Genomic DNA, 20,591 nt, shown 5'->3' with positions numbered 1-20,591 from the left:
AATATTTGTGGTTCACACCAGGCGAACTTAGCGGCTGGAGGGCCTGATCCCGCCGGTAGCGACATCGATGGTGATGCTACCGGAAATCCGAACGTCGGTATCGCCAATCTTGAAGGTGCCGTTGCCGCTGCCTGGAGCCACGTCGTCAGGCTCAGGCTGCGGCGCTGGCTCGGCGATGCGATAATCGCTGGTCACACCGGGCAGGGCGCCCTTTTGCGAAGACATCGAATTATCTTGGGCAAGTGCCATACCCACCAGCATGTTCGTGCCGGCTACGGTAGCGATAGCAAAGCATAACAGGCTGGATGAGCGGCTGGCGGTCATCGCCGGACTATAGTGCCGCGATAGCGTCAAGACCAGACCGATGGCGCTGAAATTGCGGGGGCTCAATCGCCTCAGTTCCGTCCGCCGGCCCGGCTCGTTCATGCGGCCTGCTTGCGAGTGTCGAAAACATAGTCGACGAGGCCCCAATCCTTGGCCTCCTGCGCGGTCATGAAAAAGTCGCGGTCGAGCGTGCGTTCCACTTCTTCGTAGGTGCGGCCGCAATGGCGGGCGTAAAGATCGGTCATGCGCCGCTTGGTGCGAAGGATGCCCTCGGCATGGCGCTGGATATCGGAGGCTTGGCCCTGGAAACCGCCGAGAGGCTGATGCAGCACGATGCTGGTGTTGGGTAGCGCGATGCGCCGCCCCGGTGTGCCGGCCATCAACAGGAACGAGGCCATCGAGGCGGCGAAGCCCATACAAACCGTGGAGACCGGGCAGCTGATATACTGCATCGTATCGTAGATGGCGAAACCGCTGGTCACCACGCCGCCCGGCGAGTTGATGTAGAGCGAGACCTCCTTGTCGGGATTGTCGGATTCCAACGACAGAAGCTGGGCGCAGACCAGCGCCGAGGTGCCGTCGTCGATCGCCCCGTTGATGAAGACGATGCGCTCGCGCAGCAGCCGCGAAAATATGTCGAAGGCACGTTCGCCGCGGCTCGACTGCTCGATCACCATCGGCACCAGATTGGCAAGGCCGCTCATCGGTTGTCTCCGTTGACTGTTGTCGTTCAGGCCGCGCGCAGGAAGAGGCGCGGGGTGTTTGCGGCGATCTGCTTGTGCCTGGGAGTGCGCGCTTCAAAGGAAAGCCGGCAACCGGCGCCTGCCATCGCGATCTCCGGCACTGCTGCCCGAGCAAAACCATCATGGACGATGCGCAGATGCGTGCCGCCGGAAACGGTGCGGTCGAGCGTAAAGGTGACGATGCTGTCCACTGGGCTGTCGTTCATTGCGCTGTCCAGGGGGCTGCCGGGCGGCACCTGCGTATCGCCGGGCGCCGGCCGCTCCCGCCAGGAATAGCGCAGCAGCCGTCCGGGATCCGCGTCGAGGATTTCGCACTCGATCGGCGCATTCGGCGCTTTAAAGGCAAAGCGGTTGCCGATTTCGGGCTTGATGTCGTTCGGCATCATCCAGGCCGCGAGCAGGTCCGGCACCGTCAGCGCCCGCCACACCTTTTCCGGCGGTTCGGGCAGCTCGCACTCGAACTCGATCTTGTCTGCGGCCATTTCGGCGCGTTCTTTGCCTCGGCTGGTCATTGGTCCATGCCCTTCAAAACCGTCTTGAGCCTTTCGATGCGCTCTGGCCAGAACGCACGGTAGCGTTCGATCCAGCCGAGCAGTGGCGCAAGCCCCTTCGGATCGACGCGGTAATAAGCGTTGCGACCGGCCCGGCGCTCGACCACGAGGCCGGCGCCGCGCAGCACTGCGAGATGTTGCGATACCGCCGGCTGCGATACCGGTATGCCAGTGCGCAGTTCCGACACCGTCATCTCGCCGTCGGCGAGCCGCTCATAGACGGCGCGACGCGTTGGATCCGCCAGTGCCCGAAAAATGTCTGCTTCGATCATGCCGAAAGCATAAGTCAATACTTATCGGTTTGGCAAGCCGTGTTTTTTAAGACAGGCGGTGTTTTTTAAGACAGGCGAGGTTTTACAAACTCGCCGGAAACCAGCGTCTCACCATGTCGGGGGATCCGTTGAACGTCGCCTCGAAAACTGGTGACGCGAGCACAGCATGAATATGAAGCAATTCGGAGCCGATGTTTCGGAAGCCATGTTGCCTGTGCGCGGCAACAACAAGCGACTGTCCGGCAGTCAAGACGAGATGCTCTTCGTCGATCCACATCTCGGCTCTGCCAGCGATGACGGTAAGCACTTCCTCGACCGGGTGCCAATGTGTCGGGGCGCCAACCGCGGGTTCGACCCATTGTTCGAATATGCAAAGTTGAGTTGCGCCGTTGCAGGCCGAGACATGCATGCGGGTCTTTACTCCCGTCCGCCACTCTTCTTGCGGCTGATCGTCATGCGCAACCATCTTCATTGAGTTCGCCTCGATCCCATGGTCTGTGGAAATTCGACGCCAAGACACTACTTCTTACTGACAACTATTGACAGTGCAGGGCCTCTCCTATAGAACGAAAAGAGAACAAAAACGTTGTGGGAAAAGGCAGCGACGGCAGGCAGGGATTGTCCATAGCCTGTAAGGTGCGGCGACAAAAATCTGGTTTCGGATGAGCGCGGAGAAGTATCATGGCGGGTAGTGTCAACAAGGTCATTCTGGTGGGCAACCTCGGGGCGGACCCTGAAATCCGCCGCCTGAATTCGGGTGACCCGGTCGTCAACATCCGCATCGCGACGTCGGAAAGCTGGCGCGACAAGACGTCCGGAGAGCGCAAGGAAAAGACCGAGTGGCACAATGTCGTGATCTTCAACGACCAGATCGCCAAGGTGGCCGAGCAGTATCTGAAGAAGGGCATGAAGGTCTATGTCGAGGGCCAGCTGCAGACGCGCAAATGGCAGGACCAGACCGGCAATGACCGCTATACGACCGAAATCGTGTTGCAGAAATTCCGCGGCGAGCTGCAGATGCTCGATGCGCGGGGCGAGGGCGGCGGCCAGGTCGGCAACTATGCCGGTGGTGGTGCGAGCCGCGGTTCCGATTTCGGCCAGTCCGGCCCGGGCGAAAGTTTCAATCGCGGTGGCGCCAACAAGGGCGGCGGCGGTGGTTCGTCGCGCGAGCTGGACGACGAAATCCCGTTCTGATTTCTCGGGCGGACTGCCCTTGCGGCGAAAAGCGCCGGCACCTTGGCCACGAAATGGCGTCCCGAAAATCTGTCTTGGATTTTCGGGACGTTGTGCGTTTGAGCGGTGAAAGGACGTATCAGGTGAAGGCAAGGGTCAAATGGGTCGAGGAGCGCACTTTCGTTGGCGAGTCCGCCAATGGGCACAAGCTGGTGCTAGGCACTGCGTTCGGGCCGGAGGGCAAGACGCCGGGGCCGAGCCCAATGGAACTGGTGCTGATCGGCACTGGCGGCTGCTCGGCCTATGACGTGGTCCATATTCTCGAAAAGGGGCGCGAGGCGGTCGAAGATTGCGTGGTCGAACTCGATGCCGACCGTGCAGAAGCCGAGCCCAGAGTGTTCACCCGCATTCACATGCATTTTGTCGTCAAAGGCCGGGCGCTATCACACGACAAGGTGAAGCGGGCGATCGGGCTTTCGATCGACAAATACTGCTCGGCCTCGGCAATGATGGCCAAGACTGCCGAGATTACCCACGACTTCGAAGTCATTGAAACGACAGCGAAGTAGGGCTGTCCCTACGTCGCCATCAGCGCCTTGATGCCGTCGGCGACGAACTGTACGGCGAGCGCCGCCAGGATGACGCCGAGCAGCCTTGTCAGGATCGAACGGCCGGTTTGGCCGAGGATACGGTCGATGCGCTCTGACAGCACGAACACCAGGTAGGTGATGACGAGGCAGATGGCGATGATGCCGACAAGGGCTGTCTGCGCGCCCAAACCCTGAAACGAGCTTGAGAGCAGGACGGTCGCCGAAATCGCGCCGGGACCGGCAATAAGCGGGATCGCTAGCGGAAAGGCGGCGATGTTGTGGATCATGTCCCTGGTGATGGCGACGTCGCCGATCTTCTCCTTGCGGTCCTGCCGGCGCTCGAACACCATTTCGAAGGCGATGAAGAACAGTAGAAAGCCGCCGGCGACGCGGAAGGCCGGCAGAGTGATGCCGAAGACTGACAGGATCGACGCGCCGGCGATTGCGAACAACGCCATTACCAGGAAGGCGATGACCGAGGCGCGCACGGAGACCTGGTTGCGCTCCTCGCGGTTCATGCCGCGGGTCACGGCGAGGAAGAGCGGCGCCAGGCCGGGCGGATCGATCGTCACCAGTATGGTGACGAAGGCGTTGAACAGGCTGTCGAAGCTCGGCATGCTGACCCTCCCCGCCGGCAAAGCCGGATAACGGGATTGGTAGAGCAAAGCAGAGCCAGTGGAAACCGTGCGGATCAGGGGCTGACGGCCCGGCGCGCCAGAAACTCGACTTCGAGACGCCAGGCGGCGCCGTCGTCCTGTGAGCGTTCGCCCAGCCAGCGGAACGAATTTTCGGTGATGCGCGAAAAGCTCCAGCGCACAGCAGATCCGGTGCCGTCTGCGCCTTGCTGGATGATGGTATCGCCCTCCGCACGGCCGAGCTGGCGGCTGTAGTACTGATTGCGCGGATCGCTCCAGAAGATGTGCCAGGCGTCAACGCCGGGATCGTAGACGCGCAACGTCGTGCCATAGAAGGTCCATTTGCCGAGCGAGGGCGAGGGGCCGGCGTCACGGGCAGGCAGGATCCATACGTCCTGGATCGCGCGGCCTTCGAGCACCCAGCCGAAATGCACTTCGCCGCGCCCGGTCAGCACCTGACCGTCCTCGAGATGGCGCGTGGCGTCGAACGTCCAGGCGCCGACGAAGCGGCCATAAAGATTCAGTTTCTCGGCAAGGGCCGGTACGGGCCCATCGCTGTGCAGGACCTTGGCAAAGGAATTGGACATGGCTTCGCTCTCATCTTGTCAGGAGACCGGCAAGCATAGAGGCCGACAGGGGTTCTGCGCTTGGGAAAAGTTGCTATGTTTCGGCGATGACGACGAGCGCGCACAGGCTGGCGTCGGGCCGAGGCTGGCAGGTGTCGGATGTCATCTGCACCGCCAGCGCCGCCGACAGGCCATTCGAGGAGGAGCATCGGGATTTCTGCGTTGCCGCCGTAACCAACGGCACCTTCCGCTATCGTGCGCGCGAGGGCACGGCGATGCTGGCGCCGGGCGCGCTCCTGCTCGGCAATCCCGGCACATGCTATGAATGCGGGCACGAGCATGGCGCCGGCGACCGTTGCCTCTCCTTCCATTTCGGACCGGCCTATATGGAGCGGATCGTCGCCGACGTGCCGGGCGCCAAGACGCTCGATTTCGGCACACCGCGCCTGCCGCCCTTGCCGGCGCTGGTGTCGCTGCTTGCCGAAGCGGAGGCGGCGCGCGAGATGGCCGACACCGGCGCGTTCGAGGAACTCGCCCTGCGCATTGCCGGTGCCGCGGTAACAGCGGCTTGCAGCGCTACGGATCGGGGGCGGACGCCGAGCCGCCGTGACCAGAAGCGTGTCGCCGAAGCGGTGCGGCGCATCGAAGTCGATGCCGACCGGCCGATCTCGCTTGCCGAACTCGCCGACGAGACCGCCACCAGCCCTTACCATTTCCTGCGCACCTTCCGGCACGTTGCCGGTATGACGCCCTACCAATTCCTGCTGAGAGCGCGGCTGCACAGGGCAGCCGTGCGGCTGCGGACGTCGGATCAGACGATTTCGGCGATTGCCTTTTCGGCGGGATTCAACGATCTATCAACCTTCAATCGCCGTTTCCGGCGGCTGATGGGCGAGGCGCCGGGTAATTATCGCGCCCGCCGGCGACGCCCGTGAAAGGGTACACGGCCATATCGTCGCAATTGGTTTATCCTTTTGAATTTGCCGCTAAAAACCACACTGGAAAACTGCCGCGATTGTTGGAGTTTCAGGCTGGCTTCCTATATAAGCACCAAGTGATTCCTGATTAGATTGTGATCCGATTTGACCGACCAAAAGACACCGCGCGGCGCCGACGGCGGCCCCACCGGCATCGAGCCGATATCCATCATCGAGGAGATGCAGCGCTCCTATCTCGATTACGCCATGAGCGTGATCGTCAGCCGCGCGCTGCCGGACGTGCGCGATGGCCTCAAGCCGGTGCATCGCCGCATCCTCTACGCCGCCTATGAGAGTGGCTATCACTGGAACCGCAAATATGTGAAATCGGCACGCCCGGTCGCCGACGTGATGGGTAAATACCATCCGCATGGCGACGCCTCGATCTACGACGCTTTGGTGCGCATGGCGCAGGATTGGTCGCTGCGCGTGCCGCTGATCGACGGGCAGGGCAATTTCGGCTCGATCGACGGCGATCCGCCGGCGGCGATGCGCTACACGGAATCGCGGCTGACCAAGGTCGCGCATGAGTTGCTGGAAGACATCGACAAGGACACCGTCGATTTCCAGGACACTTACGATGCGTCGGGCAGCGAACCGAAAGTCCTGCCGGCGCGCTTCCCGAACCTGTTGGTCAACGGCTCCGGCGGTATCGCCGTCGGCATGGCCACCAACATCCCGCCGCACAATCTGGGCGAGGTCTGCAACGGCGCCATCGCCCTCATCGATAATCCGGCGATCGACCTTCCGGCGCTGATGGAGATCATTCCGGGACCGGATTTCCCGACCGGCGGCATCGTGCTTGGCCGTTCCGGCATCTACAGCGCCTATTCGACCGGCCGCGGCTCCATCGTCATGCGCGGCCGCGTCAACGTCGAGGCGCGCGGCAACGATCGTGAATCGATAGTCATCACCGAGGTTCCCTATCAGGTGAACAAGGCGTCCATGATCGAGAAGATGGCCGAGCTGGTGCGCGACAAGCGCATCGAAGGCATTTCCGACATTCGCGACGAGAGCGACCGCCAGGGCTACCGCGTCGTCATCGAACTGAAGCGCGACGCCGTCGCCGATGTCATCCTCAACCAGCTTTACCGCTTCACCCCGCTGCAGACGTCCTTCGGCGCCAACATGGTGGCACTGAACGGCGGCAAGCCGGAATTGCTGACGCTGACCGACATGCTGAAGGCGTTCGTCGCCTTCCGTGAGGAGGTGATCAGCCGGCGCACGAAATTCCTGCTGCGCAAGGCGCGCGACCGCGCCCATGTGCTGGTCGGCCTTGCCATCGCTGTTGCCAACATCGATGAAGTCATCAAGCTGATCCGCAGCGCTCCGGATCCGCAGACGGCGCGCGAGCAGTTGATGGAGCGGCGCTGGCCTTCGGGCGACGTGGAATCGCTGATTCTTCTGATCGACGATCCGCGCCATCGCATCAACGAGGATGGTACCTACAATCTCTCCGAGGAGCAGGCGCGCGCCATCCTCGAACTGCGCCTGCAGCGCCTGACCGCGCTCGGCCGCGACGAGATCGCCGACGAGCTGAACACGATCGGCGACGAGATCAAGGACTACCTGGACATCCTCTCGTCCCGCGCCCGCGTCCAGCAGATCGTCAAGGACGAGCTCATCGCCGTGCGCGACGAGTTCGGCACGCCGCGCCGCACCGAGCTCGCCGAGGGCGGGGCGGACATGGAAGACGAGGACCTGATCCAGCGCGAGGACATGGTCGTCACGGTCAGCCATTCCGGCTACATCAAGCGCGTGCCGCTGTCGCTCTACCGGGCGCAGCGCCGCGGCGGCAAGGGCCGCTCCGGCATGTCGACCAAGGAAGAGGATTTCGTCACCCGGCTGTTCGTCGCCAACACGCACACGCCGGTGCTGTTCTTCTCCTCGCGCGGCATCGTCTACAAGGAAAAGGTCTGGCGCCTGCCGATCGGCAACCCGCAATCGCGCGGCAAGGCGCTGATCAATATGCTGCCGCTCGAACAGGGCGAGCGCATCACCACGATCATGCCGCTGCCGGAGGATGAGACGAGTTGGGGCGAGCTCGACGTCATGTTTGCCACCACGCGCGGTACCGTGCGTCGCAACAAGCTGTCGGACTTCGTCCAGGTCAACCGCAACGGCAAGATCGCCATGAAGCTGGACGAGGAAGGCGACGAGATCCTCGGCGTCGAGACCTGCACCGACAATGACGACGTGCTTTTGACGGCAAGTTCCGGCCAGTGCATCCGCTTTCCGGTCAGCGACGTACGCGTCTTCCAGAGCCGCAATTCGGTCGGCGTGCGCGGCATTGCGATGGCAGATGGCGACCGGGTGATCTCGATGGCGGTGATCGAGCATGTCGATGCGCCGCCGGCGGAGCGTGCCGCCTACCTCAAGCGGGTGGTGGCCGAACGCCGGCTCGCTGCTGACATCGCGGCTGGCGAGGAGGAAGAAATCCAGCTCACCAATGAAGAGGTCGGCGAAGAGGCAGAGCTTTCCGACGACCGCTATGAATTCCTCAAGGCGCACGAGCAGTTCGTGTTGACGGTGACGGAATATGGCTACGGCAAGCGTTCATCGTCCTACGATTTCCGCCTGACTGGCCGTGGCGGCAAGGGTATTCGCGCCACCGACGTCTCGAAAACGGCCGAAATCGGCCGCCTAGTGGCGACCTTCCCGGTCGGCAATGACGATCAGATCATGCTGGTTTCGGATGGCGGCACCGTTATCCGTGTTCCAGTGAACGGCATTCGTTTCGCCAGCCGCGCCACCAAGGGCGTTACCATCTTCAATACCGCTGAGGGCGAGAAGGTCGTTTCGGTCGAGCGAATTTCAGAACCGCAAGCGGATGAAGAGATCGAAGAGAATGCTGAAAGCGGCGCTGTTGCCGATGCCGATGGTAGGGAGCCCGATACTTCCGTCGAGTGAGTTTGGCACGACGACGCCAGCCCTGTGGGCCGGCGTGTGAAGACACCCGCAATCTAGAAGCGGCGATAAGGCCTGCGGTTGCCGAAGCCTTCGAACCGCTTGGTGTTGGCCTTGGCGCGGACGCGCTGTGCTTCCTGATGCAACCCGAATACGGTGGCGATCAGCATGGCGACGGTCATTGCGGTGGCGAGCATGTAGATCAGCATGTGCGTGTTCTCCTGCGCCTAACAACGATTAGATGGGTGTTTGGTTTCATCTCCTGCAGCTGCAACTTAGTGAACACTGCGTGAAGCTGTTGTGAGCGGCACATTCATCTGTCGTTCACGTCGGCCAAAAGGTTCACGGCGCGGGCTGGCGATCGGATTTGCCTTTAGGAGAGAGGCTCGCTAGAAGCACCTGCCATGACCGAACGCATCGCCCTTTATGCCGGCTCTTTCGACCCGCTGACCAACGGCCATCTCGACGTGCTGAAGGCGTCGCTGGCCGTGGCGGATACAATCTATGCGGCGATCGGCATCCATCCCGGCAAGAAGCCGTTGTTTTCCTTCGAGGAACGGGTTGGCCTGATCGAAACGGCCGCGAAGGCAGAATTCGGCAGCGACGGTGCGCGTATCAAAGTAGTCGCCTTCGACGGGTTGGTAATCGACGCGGCCAGGAAGCATGGCGCCTCGATCATGATCCGCGGCCTGCGCGACGGCACCGACCTTGACTATGAGATGCAGATGGCCGGCATGAACGAGACCATGGCGCCGGAGCTGCAGACGGTGTTCCTGCCCGCCAGCCCTTCAGTGCGCACCATTACCGCCACACTTGTGCGCCAGATAGCTTCGATGGGAGGCGACATCCGCCCCTTCGTGCCGGCGGCCGTGGCCGGCGCGCTCACCGCCAAATTCGCGAAATAAAATGCATGTCACCCAAAAGTGGAACCCGGCTTTGGGTAACGACATGCATGAACGAAGATATTCGGAGAAAGATCCCATGCAGCTGAAAAAGCTTGCCTTCTTGCTTGCCGTGCTTGCCGGTCTTGTGACCGCATCCGTGTCGGCCTTTGCCGCCGATCCGGAAAACACCATGATCGTAACGCTGAAGGACGGCGACGTGACCATCGCGCTGAGGCCCGACCTTGCGCCGAAGCACGTCGCGCAGATCAAAAAGCTGGTGCGCCAGGGCGCCTACGACAACGTCGCCTTTCACCGCGTCATTGACGGCTTCATGGCGCAGACCGGCGACGTCAAGTTCGGCAACATGAAGAGCGGCTTCAATGCCGACGCTGTCGGCACCGGCGGCTCCGATCTTCCTGACCTGCCGGCCGAATTCTCCAGCACGGAGCACTACCAGCGCGGCGTGGTCGGCATGGCCCGCTCCGACGATCCGAATTCCGCCAATTCGCAATTCTTCATCATGTTCGCGCCGGCACCGCCGCTCGATGGCCAGTACACCATCGTTGGCAATGTCGTCAGCGGCATGGAGTTGGTGGACCACATCAAGAAAGGCGACGAGGCGCAGAACGGCACGGTGACCGACCCCGATCGCATGATCAAGGTGCGCATCGCCGCGGACGGCAAGTAACCCCAATTGTTCAAAAGGATATTTCTGACATGGCCGAAATCAAGGACCGCGAGAACGCGCTTATCATGGACACGACCAAGGGCAAGGTCGTCATCGAATTGTTTCCAGATCTGGCGCCCGGCCATGTCGGCCGTATCAAGGAGCTGGCGCGCGAAGGCGCCTATGACGGCGTGGTCTTCCACCGCGTCATCGACGGCTTCATGGCGCAGACCGGCGACGTGAAGTTCGGCAATTCCAACAAGCCGTCTTTCGCGCCATCGCGCGCCGGCACTGGCGGTTCCGACAAACCCGATCTGAAGGCCGAGTTCTCCAACGCCAACCACGGCCGCGGCACCTGCTCGATGGCGCGCTCGCAGAACCCGAACTCGGCCAATTCGCAGTTCTTCATCTGCTTCGACGATGCCGCCTTCCTCAACCGCCAGTACACGGTATGGGGCCAGGTCATCGAAGGCATGGACAACGTCGACAAGATCAAGCGCGGCGAACCGGTGCAGGATCCTGACAAGATCGTGTCGCTCAAGGTCGCGGCCGACGTGAAATGACCGGCCGGGCTGTCGCGGCAATCGCATTTGTGCTCGTCGCGGCGGCCACTCCGGCGCTGGCAACGGAATCGATCGTCTGCAGCGCCGACGGCGGCGCGGCATCGATCGACGTTTTGATGGGACACACGGCCGTCATTGCGGTCGCGCGTGTGTGGCTGGATGCCGGCGGCAAGACATGGACCACGGATGGACAGCCAGGCTCAACGAAAGTCATCGTTGGACAGGCATTCGAAGACGACGAGCGCATGCTGATCGACCTCACCGACGAAGGCATCAGCTCGATCGTCGCCAAATTGCGGCTGGTCAAGGCCAGCGAGCAGTCCAGCTTCGCGATGGGCGGCACATTGAGCATAGACGGTGTCGGCGCCTGGGCGGTGACCTGCCCGGAACCTTGAGGCGGGGATCTCTTGCGCGTCGACCTTTTCGACTTCGATCTGCCGGAGGAGCGCATCGCGCTTCGCCCAGCCGAGCCGCGCGACAGTGCCAGGATGCTGGTGGTCAGGCCGGGTGAGGGGCTCGAAGACCGGACGGTGCGCGACCTGCCGGCCCTGCTCAAGGCCGGTGATGTGCTGGTCTTCAACGACACCAAGGTCATTCCGGCACAGCTGAAAGGCATCAGGCGGCGCGGCGAGGCGGCGGCGCAGGTCGAAGCCACGCTGCATATGCGGATGGCGCCCGACCGCTGGCTCGCCTTCATGCGTCCGGGCAAGCGCATCGCCGCCGGCGATCGTATCCATTTCGGTCATGACGCCAATTCCTGCCTTCTCGGCCAGCTCGACGCGACCGTGATCGAGAAGGGAGAAGGCGGCGAGGTGCTGCTCGGCTTCGACCTGTCAGGTCCGTTCCTCGACGAGGCGCTGCATGCAGTCGGCCACATCCCGCTGCCGCCCTACATCGCCTCCAAGCGTGACGACGACGAACGCGACCGCAGCGACTATCAGACCATTTATGCGAGGGAGGAGGGCGCGGTCGCCGCGCCGACGGCAGGGCTGCATTTCACGCCGGAGCTGTTTGCGACGCTCGACGCCAAGGGCATAGAGCGCCGTTTCGTCACGCTGCATGTCGGCGCCGGCACGTTCCTGCCGGTGAAGGCGGACGACACCGCCGACCACAAGATGCACGCCGAAACCGGTTCGGTCAGCCCGGAAACCGCCGAGGCGCTGAATGCGGCGAAAGCAAAAGGAGGGCGCATTATCGCCGTCGGCACGACATCGCTGCGCTTATTGGAGAGCGCGGCTGGCGAGGACGGCAGGCTGGCCGCATGGTCAGGCCCGACAGACATCTTCATCACGCCCGGCTATCGTTTCAAGACCGCAGACTTGCTGATGACCAATTTCCATCTGCCGCGTTCGACGCTGTTCATGCTGGTTTCGGCCTTCTGCGGTTTGCAGACGATGCGGGCGGCCTATGCGCATGCCATCGAGAATCGCTACAGGTTTTATTCCTATGGAGACGCAAGTCTTCTGTTCAGGGAGGATACCGATGGACGATGACCTGGAAACCTTCGACCGGGAAGCCTTGATCGCCGAGGTCAGGAAACTGCGCGCCGGCATCCGCCAACACCGCGACGCCACCGGCCATGATCTGTGCTGGCACCATCCCGACCTCTGGTCACTTTTGCCCGAAAAGACCGACCCGGCGATTGCCGTGCCGCCGTGGCCGAAATTCATGCGCGGCTGCATCCGCTACCGGCAATCACTCGACAAGCAGGCCCCGGACGCGCCGGTATTCGACAAGGAGTTCGATGGCTAGGGAATTCAATGACTGACGCATTCACCTTCAAGGTGCTGGCGACCGACGGCAGGGCGCGGCGTGGTGCAATCACCATGCCGCGCGGGGAAATCCGCACGCCTGCCTTCATGCCGGTCGGTACCGGCGGCACGGTGAAGGCCATGTATATGGATCAGGTGCGCGGCGTCGGCTCGGACATTATCCTCGGCAACACCTACCACCTGATGCTAAGACCCGGCGCCGAGCGCGTGGCGCGGCTCGGCGGCCTGCATGAATTCGCCCGCTGGCCGCATCCAATCCTGACCGACAGCGGCGGCTTCCAGGTGATGTCGCTGTCGAAGCTGCGGAAACTGACCGAGAACGGCGTTACCTTCCGTTCGCATATCGACGGCGGCGCCTACGAGATGTCGCCAGAGCGTTCGATAGAGATCCAGGGGCTGCTCGATTCCGACATCCAGATGCAGCTCGACGAATGCACGGCTCTGCCGGCCAAGCAGAACGAGATCGGGCGTGCCATGGAGTTGTCGTTGCGCTGGGCCGAGCGTTGCAAGACGGCATTCGGCGAGCAGCCCGGCAAGGCGATGTTCGGCATTGTGCAAGGCGGCGACGTGCCGGATCTGCGGCTGCGCTCGGCGCAGGCGCTGAAGGCAATGGAGCTGAAGGGCTACGCGATCGGCGGGCTGGCTGTCGGCGAGCCGCAAGCGGTGATGCTGGAGATGCTCGACATCACTTGCCCGGAGCTGCCGGCTGACCGGCCGCGCTACCTGATGGGCGTCGGCACCCCGGACGACATTTTGAAGTCGGTGGCGCGCGGCATCGACATGTTCGACTGCGTGATGCCGACGCGGGCAGGGCGCCACGGCCTAGCCTACACACGGCGCGGCAAGGTCAATCTGCGCAACGCCCGCCATGCCGACGATCCGCGTCCGCTCGATGAGGCAAGCGACTGCCCGGCCGCACGCGACTATTCGCGGGCCTATTTGCATCATCTGGTGCGCTCGCAAGAGGCGCTTGGGGCGATGCTCCTGACCTGGAACAATCTGTCCTATTACCAGCAGCTGATGCGAGACATTCGTGAAGCGATCGAGGCTGGCAGGTTCGCCGAAGAAGCCGAGATCATCACGCAGCAATGGGCAAACGGTGACCTCGCCGTCCGGTAGGCATGCTCGCCAGGAATCCGGCTCCAGGGAGGAGTTGTCCCTGCCATGAACTGTTTTGAAACGACTGCCCAATAAGCATTGCCGGACGACATCGGGCGAGGATCAAGAACCTGTTCGTTTCGCGGCAAGTTTCAGTTCCTGGCACGACGGTGCGGACGAACGGCATCGCCGAGCCTTCGCCTTCGACCCCCATCGCGGTTCAGCGATGGACGGCTGGGTCGTTGCTTGCGATTCTGGCGATCGCAGTGACCGGCCTGGTCTTGCGCTTGCTTGGCGCGCGCGGCGACCTTTGGCTGGACGAGATCTGGAGCTTTGCGCTGATCGAGCCGCTGACCTCGATCGACCAGATATTCTGGCGCGTCAATCACGACAACAATCATTTCCTCAACTCGGTCTATCTCTATCTCATTGGCCCCGATGCTTCGCCGCTGATCCAGCGAGGTCTGTCGATAGCATTAGGTGTTGCCACGATCGGTGCGGCGGCAGCGAGCGCCGCATCGCGCGGACGACAGGCGATGATTGCCACAAGCCTGTTGTTTGCCGTGAGCTACCCAATGGTCCATTACGGCTCGGAGGCGCGCGGCTATGCCGGCCTTGTGCTGTTCACGCTGCTCTCGGTGGTTTTTCTGGAGCGCCGGCTCGACAATAGACGGTGGTCTGGCGCGGCCTTGGCAGCGGCGATCCTTTTCGGCTTCCTGTGCCATCTCACAATGATCGGAATGGTGGCGGTCCTCGCAATCTGGACCGCCTGGCTCGCCTGGCAGCGTACGGCGAAGGTCGGCCGCGTCGTTGCGGACCTGGCGTCGATCTTCCTGCCGGGCTTGCTTGCCGTGCTGCCGCTGGCTGTCGGCGTGTTTGTCGGCTGCAGGCTGTTCGGCTTCAGTGTCGGTGGTGTTTCGCCATTCTCGATTGCCGCCTTCGCGCAGGGCTATGGCGGGATGATCCGCTCTCTGTTCGGCCTGCCACCCTGGTTTGGCGACGGGCCTTATATAGTTGCCGCCTGCGGTCTTGTCGGCCTCTCCGCCGGTGTCTGGCGCGGTCGTCGAGCCAGCCTTTATGCCATCGGGATTATCGGACTGCCTTTGCTCATGGCGGCGGCGCATCTGCCCAACCTTGAGTTCCCGCGCTATTTCATCATCAGCGGAACATTGCTGCTGCTCTGGGCCGGCGAGATGATTGGCCGCGGCTTGGATGCTCGCGGGACTGCCAGGCTGCTTGCGATGGGAGCGCTGGCGATCGTGGTGAGTGGAAGCATTTCGTCGCTGCTTCAGTTCTATAAATTTGAACGCGGCTCCTACGCCGCTATCGTTGATGAAATGACCAGGAACGGCGCAACCACCTATGCCAGCGACGGTAATTTCCGCACCCCGATTGTCGTCAACTATTTTGCGGCGCGAATGGATCGTCGGGCATTGCTGGTTCCAGACGACGGGATGTGCACCGAACGGCCCGCCTGGCTGGTCCTCGAGGGGGACGTGGACAAACAAGCCGAACATGTCCAACCGACGGCCGCATGCGCTCTGGCGTATGAACGGGCCGATGCGTCGAGGCATTGGGGGTTTTCTGGCCTGAGCTGGACGCTCTACCGGCGACAGGATTGAAACACCCCTTTAGGTGCTGAGCGACGTGGACGCACGCAGGCTGCAGCCGGTGATCCGAAAGCTGCCGTCAGGCTGTAGTTCGAGCGTGTAGACCGCCTCGTAGTCCTTGCCATCCGGGCCGACGATCAGCACTTGCTGGATGATCGACGTCGGGCTCGTCTCACGAACCTTGCCGAAGGAGTAGGTCTGCGGTTGGCGCACCGGTGGATACCCTTTTGTCACCATGTTCATGAAGGTATCGACGGTCGGAAAGATGCGTTTCACATTCGGTGCGGCAAAGCTGTAGGCCGTCATTCCGTCATTGGCGATGAAGGCCCTCAACTGCCCATCGATGACTGTCTGCGCCGCTTTGACTTCGGCGTCGCCAGCAAAGGCCTGGGATGCGAAAATGAATGGAACGACTGCGAATGCGAAAAACGCGCGGCGCATGGCCTGTCTCCGTTGTCCCTGAGAAATCGCTGCCTGAAGGTACATGATACCATACGCTTTGCAGTGCTTCAGGGTTTCAGCCGAGCGCAAACATTCGGCGTGGCAGTCCGTGTCCGAGCCGAGAAAGCATTGTCGAGGCGAGAACAGCCTGAGCGATTGCCGATGCTTGAAAGCCGGGCGGCAGTCTGCCACAAGGGCCGCTCGATTAGAGCGTGCGATGTGAGCAGGACCAGGCAATGAAGGCATTTTTCGTGCAGATAAAATGCGATCTGGGCAAGGCCTACGACGTTGCCAGCGCCCTGGCCGATGCCGAGATCGCTTCGGAAATCTACTCGACAGCCGGAAACTACGACCTGCTCGCCAAATTCTATGTCGACGACGAGGAAGACATCGGCCACTTTGTCAACGAGAAAGTGCAGATTCTTCCCGGCATCAAGGACACGTTCACGGTCGTCACCTTTCGCGCGTTTTGATCCGCATCCGGCATCTGCCCGGACACCAGGCAAAGCCTGATCAAGGCCCTATTGGTGCTGCCTTAATTTTAGGCAAGTGCGATATACTGATCGCCGGCGCCCAACAAATCACCGATTGCGCTTGATTTTCTCCAGCCAGGCCAGTGAAATGGCGCCACAGGGGAGTATGCGATTGGCAGCGTTCGATGAAATGCTTCCGGAAGTTTCCGGGCTGAGAAAACCGTATTCGGCTTACGATCGCTGGCTGAAGGAACAGGACCCGGCCAGACTTACCGAGAAGATGCAGGACGCCGAACGCGTCTTTCGCAAGACAGGCATCACTTTCGCCGTCTACGGCGAGCAGGAAGCATCGGAGCGGCTGATACCCTTCGATATCGTTCCGCGCATCATTTCGGGCAACGAATGGCGACGGCTGACGCAAGGCATCGAGCAGCGCGTCCAGGCGCTGAACGCCTTTCTCGACGACATCTACCATCGCCAGGAGATCTTACGCGCGGGCCGGGTGCCGAAGGAGTTGATCGCCAAGAACGAGGCGTTCCTGCCCGAGATGATCGGGGTGCGGCCGCCGGCCGGCGTCTATACCCACATCATCGGCGTCGACATCGTACGCATCAGCGAGAACGAGTTCTACGTGCTGGAGGACAACGCGCGCACGCCGTCCGGCGTCTCCTACATGCTGGAGAACCGCGAGACGATGATGCAGCTCTTTCCCGAGCTGTTCCAGCAGATCAAGGTGCGGCCGGTTGAGAATTACCCGCAGCTCTTGCGCCAGTCGCTGGCGGCAGTGCGGCCGCAAAGCACCAAGGGCGCGCCGACCATTGCCGTGCTGACGCCGGGCAGCTTCAACTCGGCGTATTTCGAACATGCTTTCCTTGCCGACCAGATGGGCGTGCAGCTTGTCGAGGGGCAGGATCTGCGCGTCGTCGATGGCCATGTCGCGATGCGCACCACCGAGGGCTACAAGCAGATCGACGTGCTTTACCGTCGTGTCGACGACTCGTTCCTCGATCCGCTGACCTTCCGCCCCGACTCGGCACTTGGCGTGCCGGGCATTATGGACGTCTACCGCGCCGGCAACATCACGATCGCCAATGCGCCGGGAACCGGCATCGCCGACGACAAGGCGATCTATTCGTACATGCCCGAGATCGTCGAATTCTACACCGGGCGCAAGGCGATCCTCGGCAACATCCCGACCTGGCGCTGCTCGGAGCCGGACAGCCTGAAATACGTGCTCGAGCATATCGATGAATTGGTGATCAAGGAAGTCCACGGCTCCGGCGGTTACGGCATGCTGGTCGGCCCGGCGGCGACCAAGAAGGAATGCGAAGAGTTTTCCAAAAAGGTCGCGGCAAAACCGTCGAACTACATCGCCCAGCCGACGCTTGCGCTGTCGACCTGTCCGATCCTGACGGACAAGGGGCTGGCGCCGCGCCATGTCGATCTGCGCCCCTATGTGCTGGTTTCCGACCGTATCCAGATCGTGCCCGGCGGGCTGACCCGAGTAGCGCTCAAGGAAGGCTCGCTGGTCGTCAATTCCTCGCAAGGCGGGGGCACGAAGGATACGTGGGTGTTGGATGATTAGAGTGAAAGTAGTGAATAGTGAATAGTGAATAGTGAATAGTGAATAGTGAATAGGTAAGGATGTGGGTCGTTTATGTTGGTGAAATGCCCTGAAGTGAAGCGCGCGGAATCGTGCCCTGGAATCCGGATAGTCACCATTCACCATTCACCTTTCACTATTCACCACAGGACCGCCTGACATGCTTCTCGGCCGCACCGCCAACGGGCTCTACTGGATGAACCGCTACATCGAGCGGGCGGAAAACATGGCGCGGCTGGTGGATGCCGGCTTGCGCATGGCGCTGACTCGTACCCAGAACGCTTCGGAGGAGTGGAATTCGGTGCTGCTCAGCGCCGGTTCGGACGCCAGCTTCACGCAGAAATATTCCGACTACACCGCCGCCAATGTCGCCGACTATCTGCTGCGCGACACATCGAACCCGTCGAGCACGATGTCGTCTATCGAAACGGCCCGTAACAATGCCCGCATGGTGCGTACCGCACTGACGCGTGAGACCTGGGAAAGCATCAACGAAGCCTGGATGTCGCTGAAGCGGATACTGGCCAAGCCGATCGACGAGCGCGACCTGCCCAACGCGCTCGACGCAATCAAGCGCGAGACGGCGCTGATCCGCGGCTCGTTCTACGGCACGATGCTGCGCAACGAAATTTTCGATTTTTCGCAGCTCGGCACGTATGTCGAACGCGCCGACAACACCGCGCGCATCCTGGATGTGAAATACTACGTGCTGTTGCCGTCGATCTCCTGGGTCGGCTCGACGCTCGACAACTACCAGTGGGAATCGATCCTGCGCTCGGTGTCGGCGCACCGTTCCTATCGCTGGGTCTATGATGCCGACTACAAGCCGAGCAACATCGCCGATTATCTGATCCTCAACGTCCGCATGCCGCGCTCGCTGACCTTTTGCTACCGCTTCCTGACGGAGCATCTCAAATTCCTGGGTGACGACTATGGGGAGCGCCACGCCTGTCATGCGACGGCTGCCAAGACCCAGGCCATGCTGACGGCCGGGTCGATCAAGGATATTTTCGACGCCGGCCTGCACGAATTCCTGGCCAATTTCATCCGCGACAACACCAGGCTCGGCGACGAGATCGCGCAGGATTACAGGTTCTATTGAGCATGATCCCAAAAAGCGGAGACCGGTTTTCGGAAAAGCTCATGCTCCAGGGACGAGTGCGATGCGGCTGAAGATCACCCACCGGACGGAATACCGCTACGATGCGCCGGTGCACTATCTGTTGCAGCGTTTGCGGCTGCTCCCGGTGAACGGGCGCACCCAGACGGTACTGTCCTGGGCGCTGAAGATCGAAGGCGCACGCGAGGAAGTGCGCTTCACCGACCATTTCGGCAATGATACCCGGCTGTTGAGCGTCGAGGGCGAGCGCGACTTCATCACCGTCGAAGCAGCCGGCGAAGTGGTGACGCGCGACACCGCTGGCGTCTGCGGACCGCACCAGGGTTTCGCGCCGCTCTGGCTGTTCGGCCAGGAAACGCCGCTGACGACGATCGGCAGCGGCATTCGCGAGCTTGCTGCCTCGGTCGGCAAGGGTACCGACATCGAAAGGCTGCACCGGTTGATGGCGGTGATCGGCGAGCGCGTCGCTTATACGCCGGACACCACCAACGTGACGACGCCGGCCGAAGAGGCCCTGGCGCTCAAGACCGGCGTTTGCCAGGACCACAGCCACATCTTCGTTGCCGCGGCGCGTGCCATGGATTTTCCGGCCCGCTATATCAGCGGCTACCTGATGATGGATGCGGCCATCGAGCAGGCGGCAAGCCACGCCTGGGCCGAGGCGCATGTCTCGGGCCTCGGCTGGGTCGCCTTCGATGTCGCCAACGGCATTTCTCCGGACGAGCGTTATGTGAAGGTGGCGACCGGCCGCGATTATCGCGACGCCACGCCGGTATCTGGAATTCGGCTGGGACAGGCGGAAGAACAGCTTGCGGTCACCGTCACCGTGGAGCAGTAATCCCCGGCAAGATTGTTGCCAAAGAGATTCGATGACCTATTGCGTCGGCCTGAAGATCGATCGCGGGCTCGTGTTCATGTCGGACACGCGCACCAACGCCGGCATGGATTCGATCTCGACCTTCAGGAAGATGCATGTCTGGGAAGAGCCGGGCGAGCGCGTCATCGTTTTGATGTCGGCCGGCAATCTGGCGACGACGCAGGCCGTGGTCAGCCTGCTCGACGAACGCACCAAGGCAGTGGCGGAGCGCCGTGCCACACTGCTCGAAACGCCCTCCATGTACCAGACAGTCCGGTTGGTCGGAGACACCGTCAAGGAGGTCATCGCCAGTTCGTCGCCGGCGGGCGAAAAGGCGGATTCCTACTTCAACGCCTCCTTCATCCTCGGCGGTCAGATCAACGGCAGCGCGCCGCGCCTGTTCATGATCTATCCGGAAGGCAATTTCATCGAATCCACCGAGGACACGCCGTTCTTCCAGATCGGTGAGACCAAATACGGCAAGCCGATCATTATCCGCGCTTATGAAAGGACGATGAGTTTCGCCGAGACGGTGAAGTTACTGCTGGTGTCGTTCGACTCGACGCTGAAGTCGAACCTGTCGGTCGGCCTGCCGCTCGACCTGCTGTTCTATGAAAAGGACACTTTCAAGGTCGGCCTCAAAAAGCGAATAACCCAGGACGATCAATATTATCGTACGATCTCGGATAGCTGGTCGAACGCGCTGAAGACCGCCTTTGCCAGTCTGCCTGATTTTCCCGAATGAAAACCTTCGTTTTTCGTGCTC

Annotated in this window: 26 protein-coding genes; 17 read left to right on the top strand and 9 right to left on the bottom strand. The window is 61.7% G+C overall.

The window, feature by feature from the left end:
* Positions 1-27 precede the first annotated feature (27 nt).
* The 5 genes from NKH49_RS04860 to NKH49_RS04840 all read right to left on the bottom strand — a co-directional run bounded on the left by NKH49_RS04860 (position 28) and on the right by NKH49_RS04840 (position 2,362).
* Positions 28-426, bottom strand: coding sequence for a hypothetical protein (locus NKH49_RS04860; protein ID WP_352540602.1), 399 nt, complete (start codon positions 424-426; stop codon positions 28-30).
* A complete protein-coding gene (locus NKH49_RS04855; RefSeq protein WP_352540601.1) occupies positions 423-1,028 on the bottom strand; it encodes an ATP-dependent Clp protease proteolytic subunit in 606 nt (201 codons plus the stop codon). Before NKH49_RS04855 ends, NKH49_RS04860 begins: the two co-directional genes overlap by 4 nt.
* Positions 1,029-1,054: 26 nt before the next feature.
* Positions 1,055-1,579: an SRPBCC family protein gene (locus NKH49_RS04850; protein ID WP_352455703.1), complete on the bottom strand. Its 525-nt coding sequence runs from the start codon at positions 1,577-1,579 to the stop codon at positions 1,055-1,057.
* A complete protein-coding gene (locus NKH49_RS04845; protein WP_352540600.1) occupies positions 1,576-1,890 on the bottom strand; it encodes an ArsR/SmtB family transcription factor in 315 nt (104 codons plus the stop codon). The genes NKH49_RS04850 and NKH49_RS04845 overlap by 4 nt, the downstream gene beginning before the upstream one ends.
* Before the next feature lie 82 nt (positions 1,891-1,972).
* On the bottom strand, positions 1,973-2,362 hold the full coding sequence (locus tag NKH49_RS04840; RefSeq protein WP_352540599.1) for a cupin domain-containing protein: 390 nt from the start codon (positions 2,360-2,362) through the stop codon (positions 1,973-1,975).
* Positions 2,363-2,571: 209 nt separating this feature from the next.
* Between NKH49_RS04840 and NKH49_RS04835 the strand changes: the two genes are divergently transcribed.
* Both NKH49_RS04835 and NKH49_RS04830 read left to right on the top strand, forming a co-directional pair.
* On the top strand, positions 2,572-3,084 hold the full coding sequence (locus NKH49_RS04835) for a single-stranded DNA-binding protein (protein WP_352448761.1): 513 nt from the start codon (positions 2,572-2,574) through the stop codon (positions 3,082-3,084).
* A gap of 122 nt (positions 3,085-3,206) precedes the next feature.
* Positions 3,207-3,632, top strand: coding sequence for an OsmC family protein (locus NKH49_RS04830; protein WP_352925243.1), 426 nt, complete (start codon positions 3,207-3,209; stop codon positions 3,630-3,632).
* Between the two features lie 8 nt (positions 3,633-3,640).
* Here the strand turns inward: NKH49_RS04830 and NKH49_RS04825 are convergent, their stop codons facing one another.
* Together NKH49_RS04825 and NKH49_RS04820 are read right to left on the bottom strand one after the other, a co-directional pair.
* Entirely contained in the window at positions 3,641-4,270 is a 630-nt protein-coding gene (locus NKH49_RS04825) for a MarC family protein (RefSeq protein WP_023674869.1), read from the bottom strand.
* Positions 4,271-4,344: 74 nt separating this feature from the next.
* The gene (locus tag NKH49_RS04820; protein WP_352540597.1) at positions 4,345-4,875 is read right to left on the bottom strand and encodes a hypothetical protein; all 531 of its coding nucleotides are present in this window, start codon (positions 4,873-4,875) and stop codon (positions 4,345-4,347) included.
* 86 nt (positions 4,876-4,961) lie between these two features.
* On the opposite strand from NKH49_RS04820, the gene NKH49_RS04815 reads away from it, so the two are divergent.
* Together NKH49_RS04815 and gyrA are read left to right on the top strand one after the other, a co-directional pair.
* Complete coding sequence (locus NKH49_RS04815) at positions 4,962-5,789, top strand: helix-turn-helix transcriptional regulator (RefSeq protein WP_352925241.1); 828 nt, start codon at positions 4,962-4,964, stop codon at positions 5,787-5,789.
* Positions 5,790-5,936: 147 nt separating this feature from the next.
* Positions 5,937-8,741, top strand: a complete 2,805-nt coding sequence (gyrA, locus tag NKH49_RS04810) for a DNA gyrase subunit A (protein WP_352471697.1) — start codon at positions 5,937-5,939, stop codon at positions 8,739-8,741.
* 53 nt (positions 8,742-8,794) lie between these two features.
* Here gyrA and NKH49_RS04805 read toward each other — a convergent pair whose 3' ends face one another.
* Positions 8,795-8,947 (bottom strand): hypothetical protein, encoded by a 153-nt coding sequence (locus tag NKH49_RS04805; protein ID WP_352540595.1) that lies wholly within the window; start codon positions 8,945-8,947, stop codon positions 8,795-8,797.
* Positions 8,948-9,142: 195 nt separating this feature from the next.
* Here NKH49_RS04805 and coaD point away from each other — a divergent pair, with 195 nt between their 5' ends.
* The 8 genes from coaD to NKH49_RS04765 all read left to right on the top strand — a co-directional run bounded on the left by coaD (position 9,143) and on the right by NKH49_RS04765 (position 15,344).
* Entirely contained in the window at positions 9,143-9,643 is a 501-nt protein-coding gene (gene coaD / locus NKH49_RS04800; protein WP_352448768.1) for a pantetheine-phosphate adenylyltransferase, read from the top strand.
* A 76-nt stretch (positions 9,644-9,719) separates the two neighbouring features.
* Positions 9,720-10,310, top strand: coding sequence for a peptidylprolyl isomerase (locus NKH49_RS04795; RefSeq protein WP_352471695.1), 591 nt, complete (start codon positions 9,720-9,722; stop codon positions 10,308-10,310).
* Positions 10,311-10,339: 29 nt separating this feature from the next.
* Positions 10,340-10,852 (top strand): peptidylprolyl isomerase, encoded by a 513-nt coding sequence (locus tag NKH49_RS04790; protein ID WP_254817363.1) that lies wholly within the window; start codon positions 10,340-10,342, stop codon positions 10,850-10,852.
* On the top strand, positions 10,849-11,247 hold the full coding sequence (locus tag NKH49_RS04785) for a hypothetical protein (RefSeq protein WP_352682863.1): 399 nt from the start codon (positions 10,849-10,851) through the stop codon (positions 11,245-11,247). Before NKH49_RS04790 ends, NKH49_RS04785 begins: the two co-directional genes overlap by 4 nt.
* 12 nt (positions 11,248-11,259) lie before the next feature.
* Positions 11,260-12,345 carry a tRNA preQ1(34) S-adenosylmethionine ribosyltransferase-isomerase QueA gene (gene queA / locus NKH49_RS04780; protein WP_352540593.1) on the top strand — a complete coding sequence of 362 codons (1,086 nt, stop codon included), beginning with the start codon at positions 11,260-11,262 and terminating at the stop codon, positions 12,343-12,345.
* Complete coding sequence (locus tag NKH49_RS04775; protein ID WP_352471691.1) at positions 12,335-12,604, top strand: hypothetical protein; 270 nt, start codon at positions 12,335-12,337, stop codon at positions 12,602-12,604. Before queA ends, NKH49_RS04775 begins: the two co-directional genes overlap by 11 nt.
* An 8-nt stretch (positions 12,605-12,612) precedes the next feature.
* Positions 12,613-13,743 (top strand): tRNA guanosine(34) transglycosylase Tgt, encoded by a 1,131-nt coding sequence (gene tgt, locus NKH49_RS04770; RefSeq protein WP_352925239.1) that lies wholly within the window; start codon positions 12,613-12,615, stop codon positions 13,741-13,743.
* Between the two features lie 221 nt (positions 13,744-13,964).
* Positions 13,965-15,344 carry a glycosyltransferase family protein gene (locus tag NKH49_RS04765; protein WP_352925237.1) on the top strand — a complete coding sequence of 460 codons (1,380 nt, stop codon included), beginning with the start codon at positions 13,965-13,967 and terminating at the stop codon, positions 15,342-15,344.
* 9 nt (positions 15,345-15,353) lie between these two features.
* On the opposite strand, the gene NKH49_RS04760 is transcribed toward NKH49_RS04765, so the two are convergent.
* The gene (locus NKH49_RS04760; RefSeq protein ID WP_352455762.1) at positions 15,354-15,773 is read right to left on the bottom strand and encodes a DUF4864 domain-containing protein; all 420 of its coding nucleotides are present in this window, start codon (positions 15,771-15,773) and stop codon (positions 15,354-15,356) included.
* A 236-nt stretch (positions 15,774-16,009) separates the two neighbouring features.
* Here NKH49_RS04760 and NKH49_RS04755 point away from each other — a divergent pair, with 236 nt between their 5' ends.
* From NKH49_RS04755 to NKH49_RS04735, 5 genes are all read left to right on the top strand, one after another.
* Positions 16,010-16,246 carry an Lrp/AsnC ligand binding domain-containing protein gene (locus tag NKH49_RS04755; protein ID WP_023674883.1) on the top strand — a complete coding sequence of 79 codons (237 nt, stop codon included), beginning with the start codon at positions 16,010-16,012 and terminating at the stop codon, positions 16,244-16,246.
* Between the two features lie 172 nt (positions 16,247-16,418).
* The gene (locus NKH49_RS04750; protein ID WP_352925235.1) at positions 16,419-17,831 is read left to right on the top strand and encodes a circularly permuted type 2 ATP-grasp protein; all 1,413 of its coding nucleotides are present in this window, start codon (positions 16,419-16,421) and stop codon (positions 17,829-17,831) included.
* A 178-nt stretch (positions 17,832-18,009) separates the two neighbouring features.
* Positions 18,010-18,951 carry an alpha-E domain-containing protein gene (locus NKH49_RS04745; protein ID WP_352540590.1) on the top strand — a complete coding sequence of 314 codons (942 nt, stop codon included), beginning with the start codon at positions 18,010-18,012 and terminating at the stop codon, positions 18,949-18,951.
* Between the two features lie 61 nt (positions 18,952-19,012).
* Entirely contained in the window at positions 19,013-19,807 is a 795-nt protein-coding gene (locus tag NKH49_RS04740; protein WP_352455718.1) for a transglutaminase family protein, read from the top strand.
* 31 nt (positions 19,808-19,838) lie between these two features.
* Complete coding sequence (locus NKH49_RS04735) at positions 19,839-20,570, top strand: proteasome-type protease (protein ID WP_352925233.1); 732 nt, start codon at positions 19,839-19,841, stop codon at positions 20,568-20,570.
* Positions 20,571-20,591: the final 21 nt, after the last annotated feature.

This window comes from Mesorhizobium sp. M1088 (assembly GCF_040318575.1).
GTDB lineage: Bacteria > Pseudomonadota > Alphaproteobacteria > Rhizobiales > Rhizobiaceae > Mesorhizobium.
The sequence above is the reverse complement of the archived record's forward strand: the minus strand, read 5'-3'. Positions and strand labels throughout refer to the sequence as shown.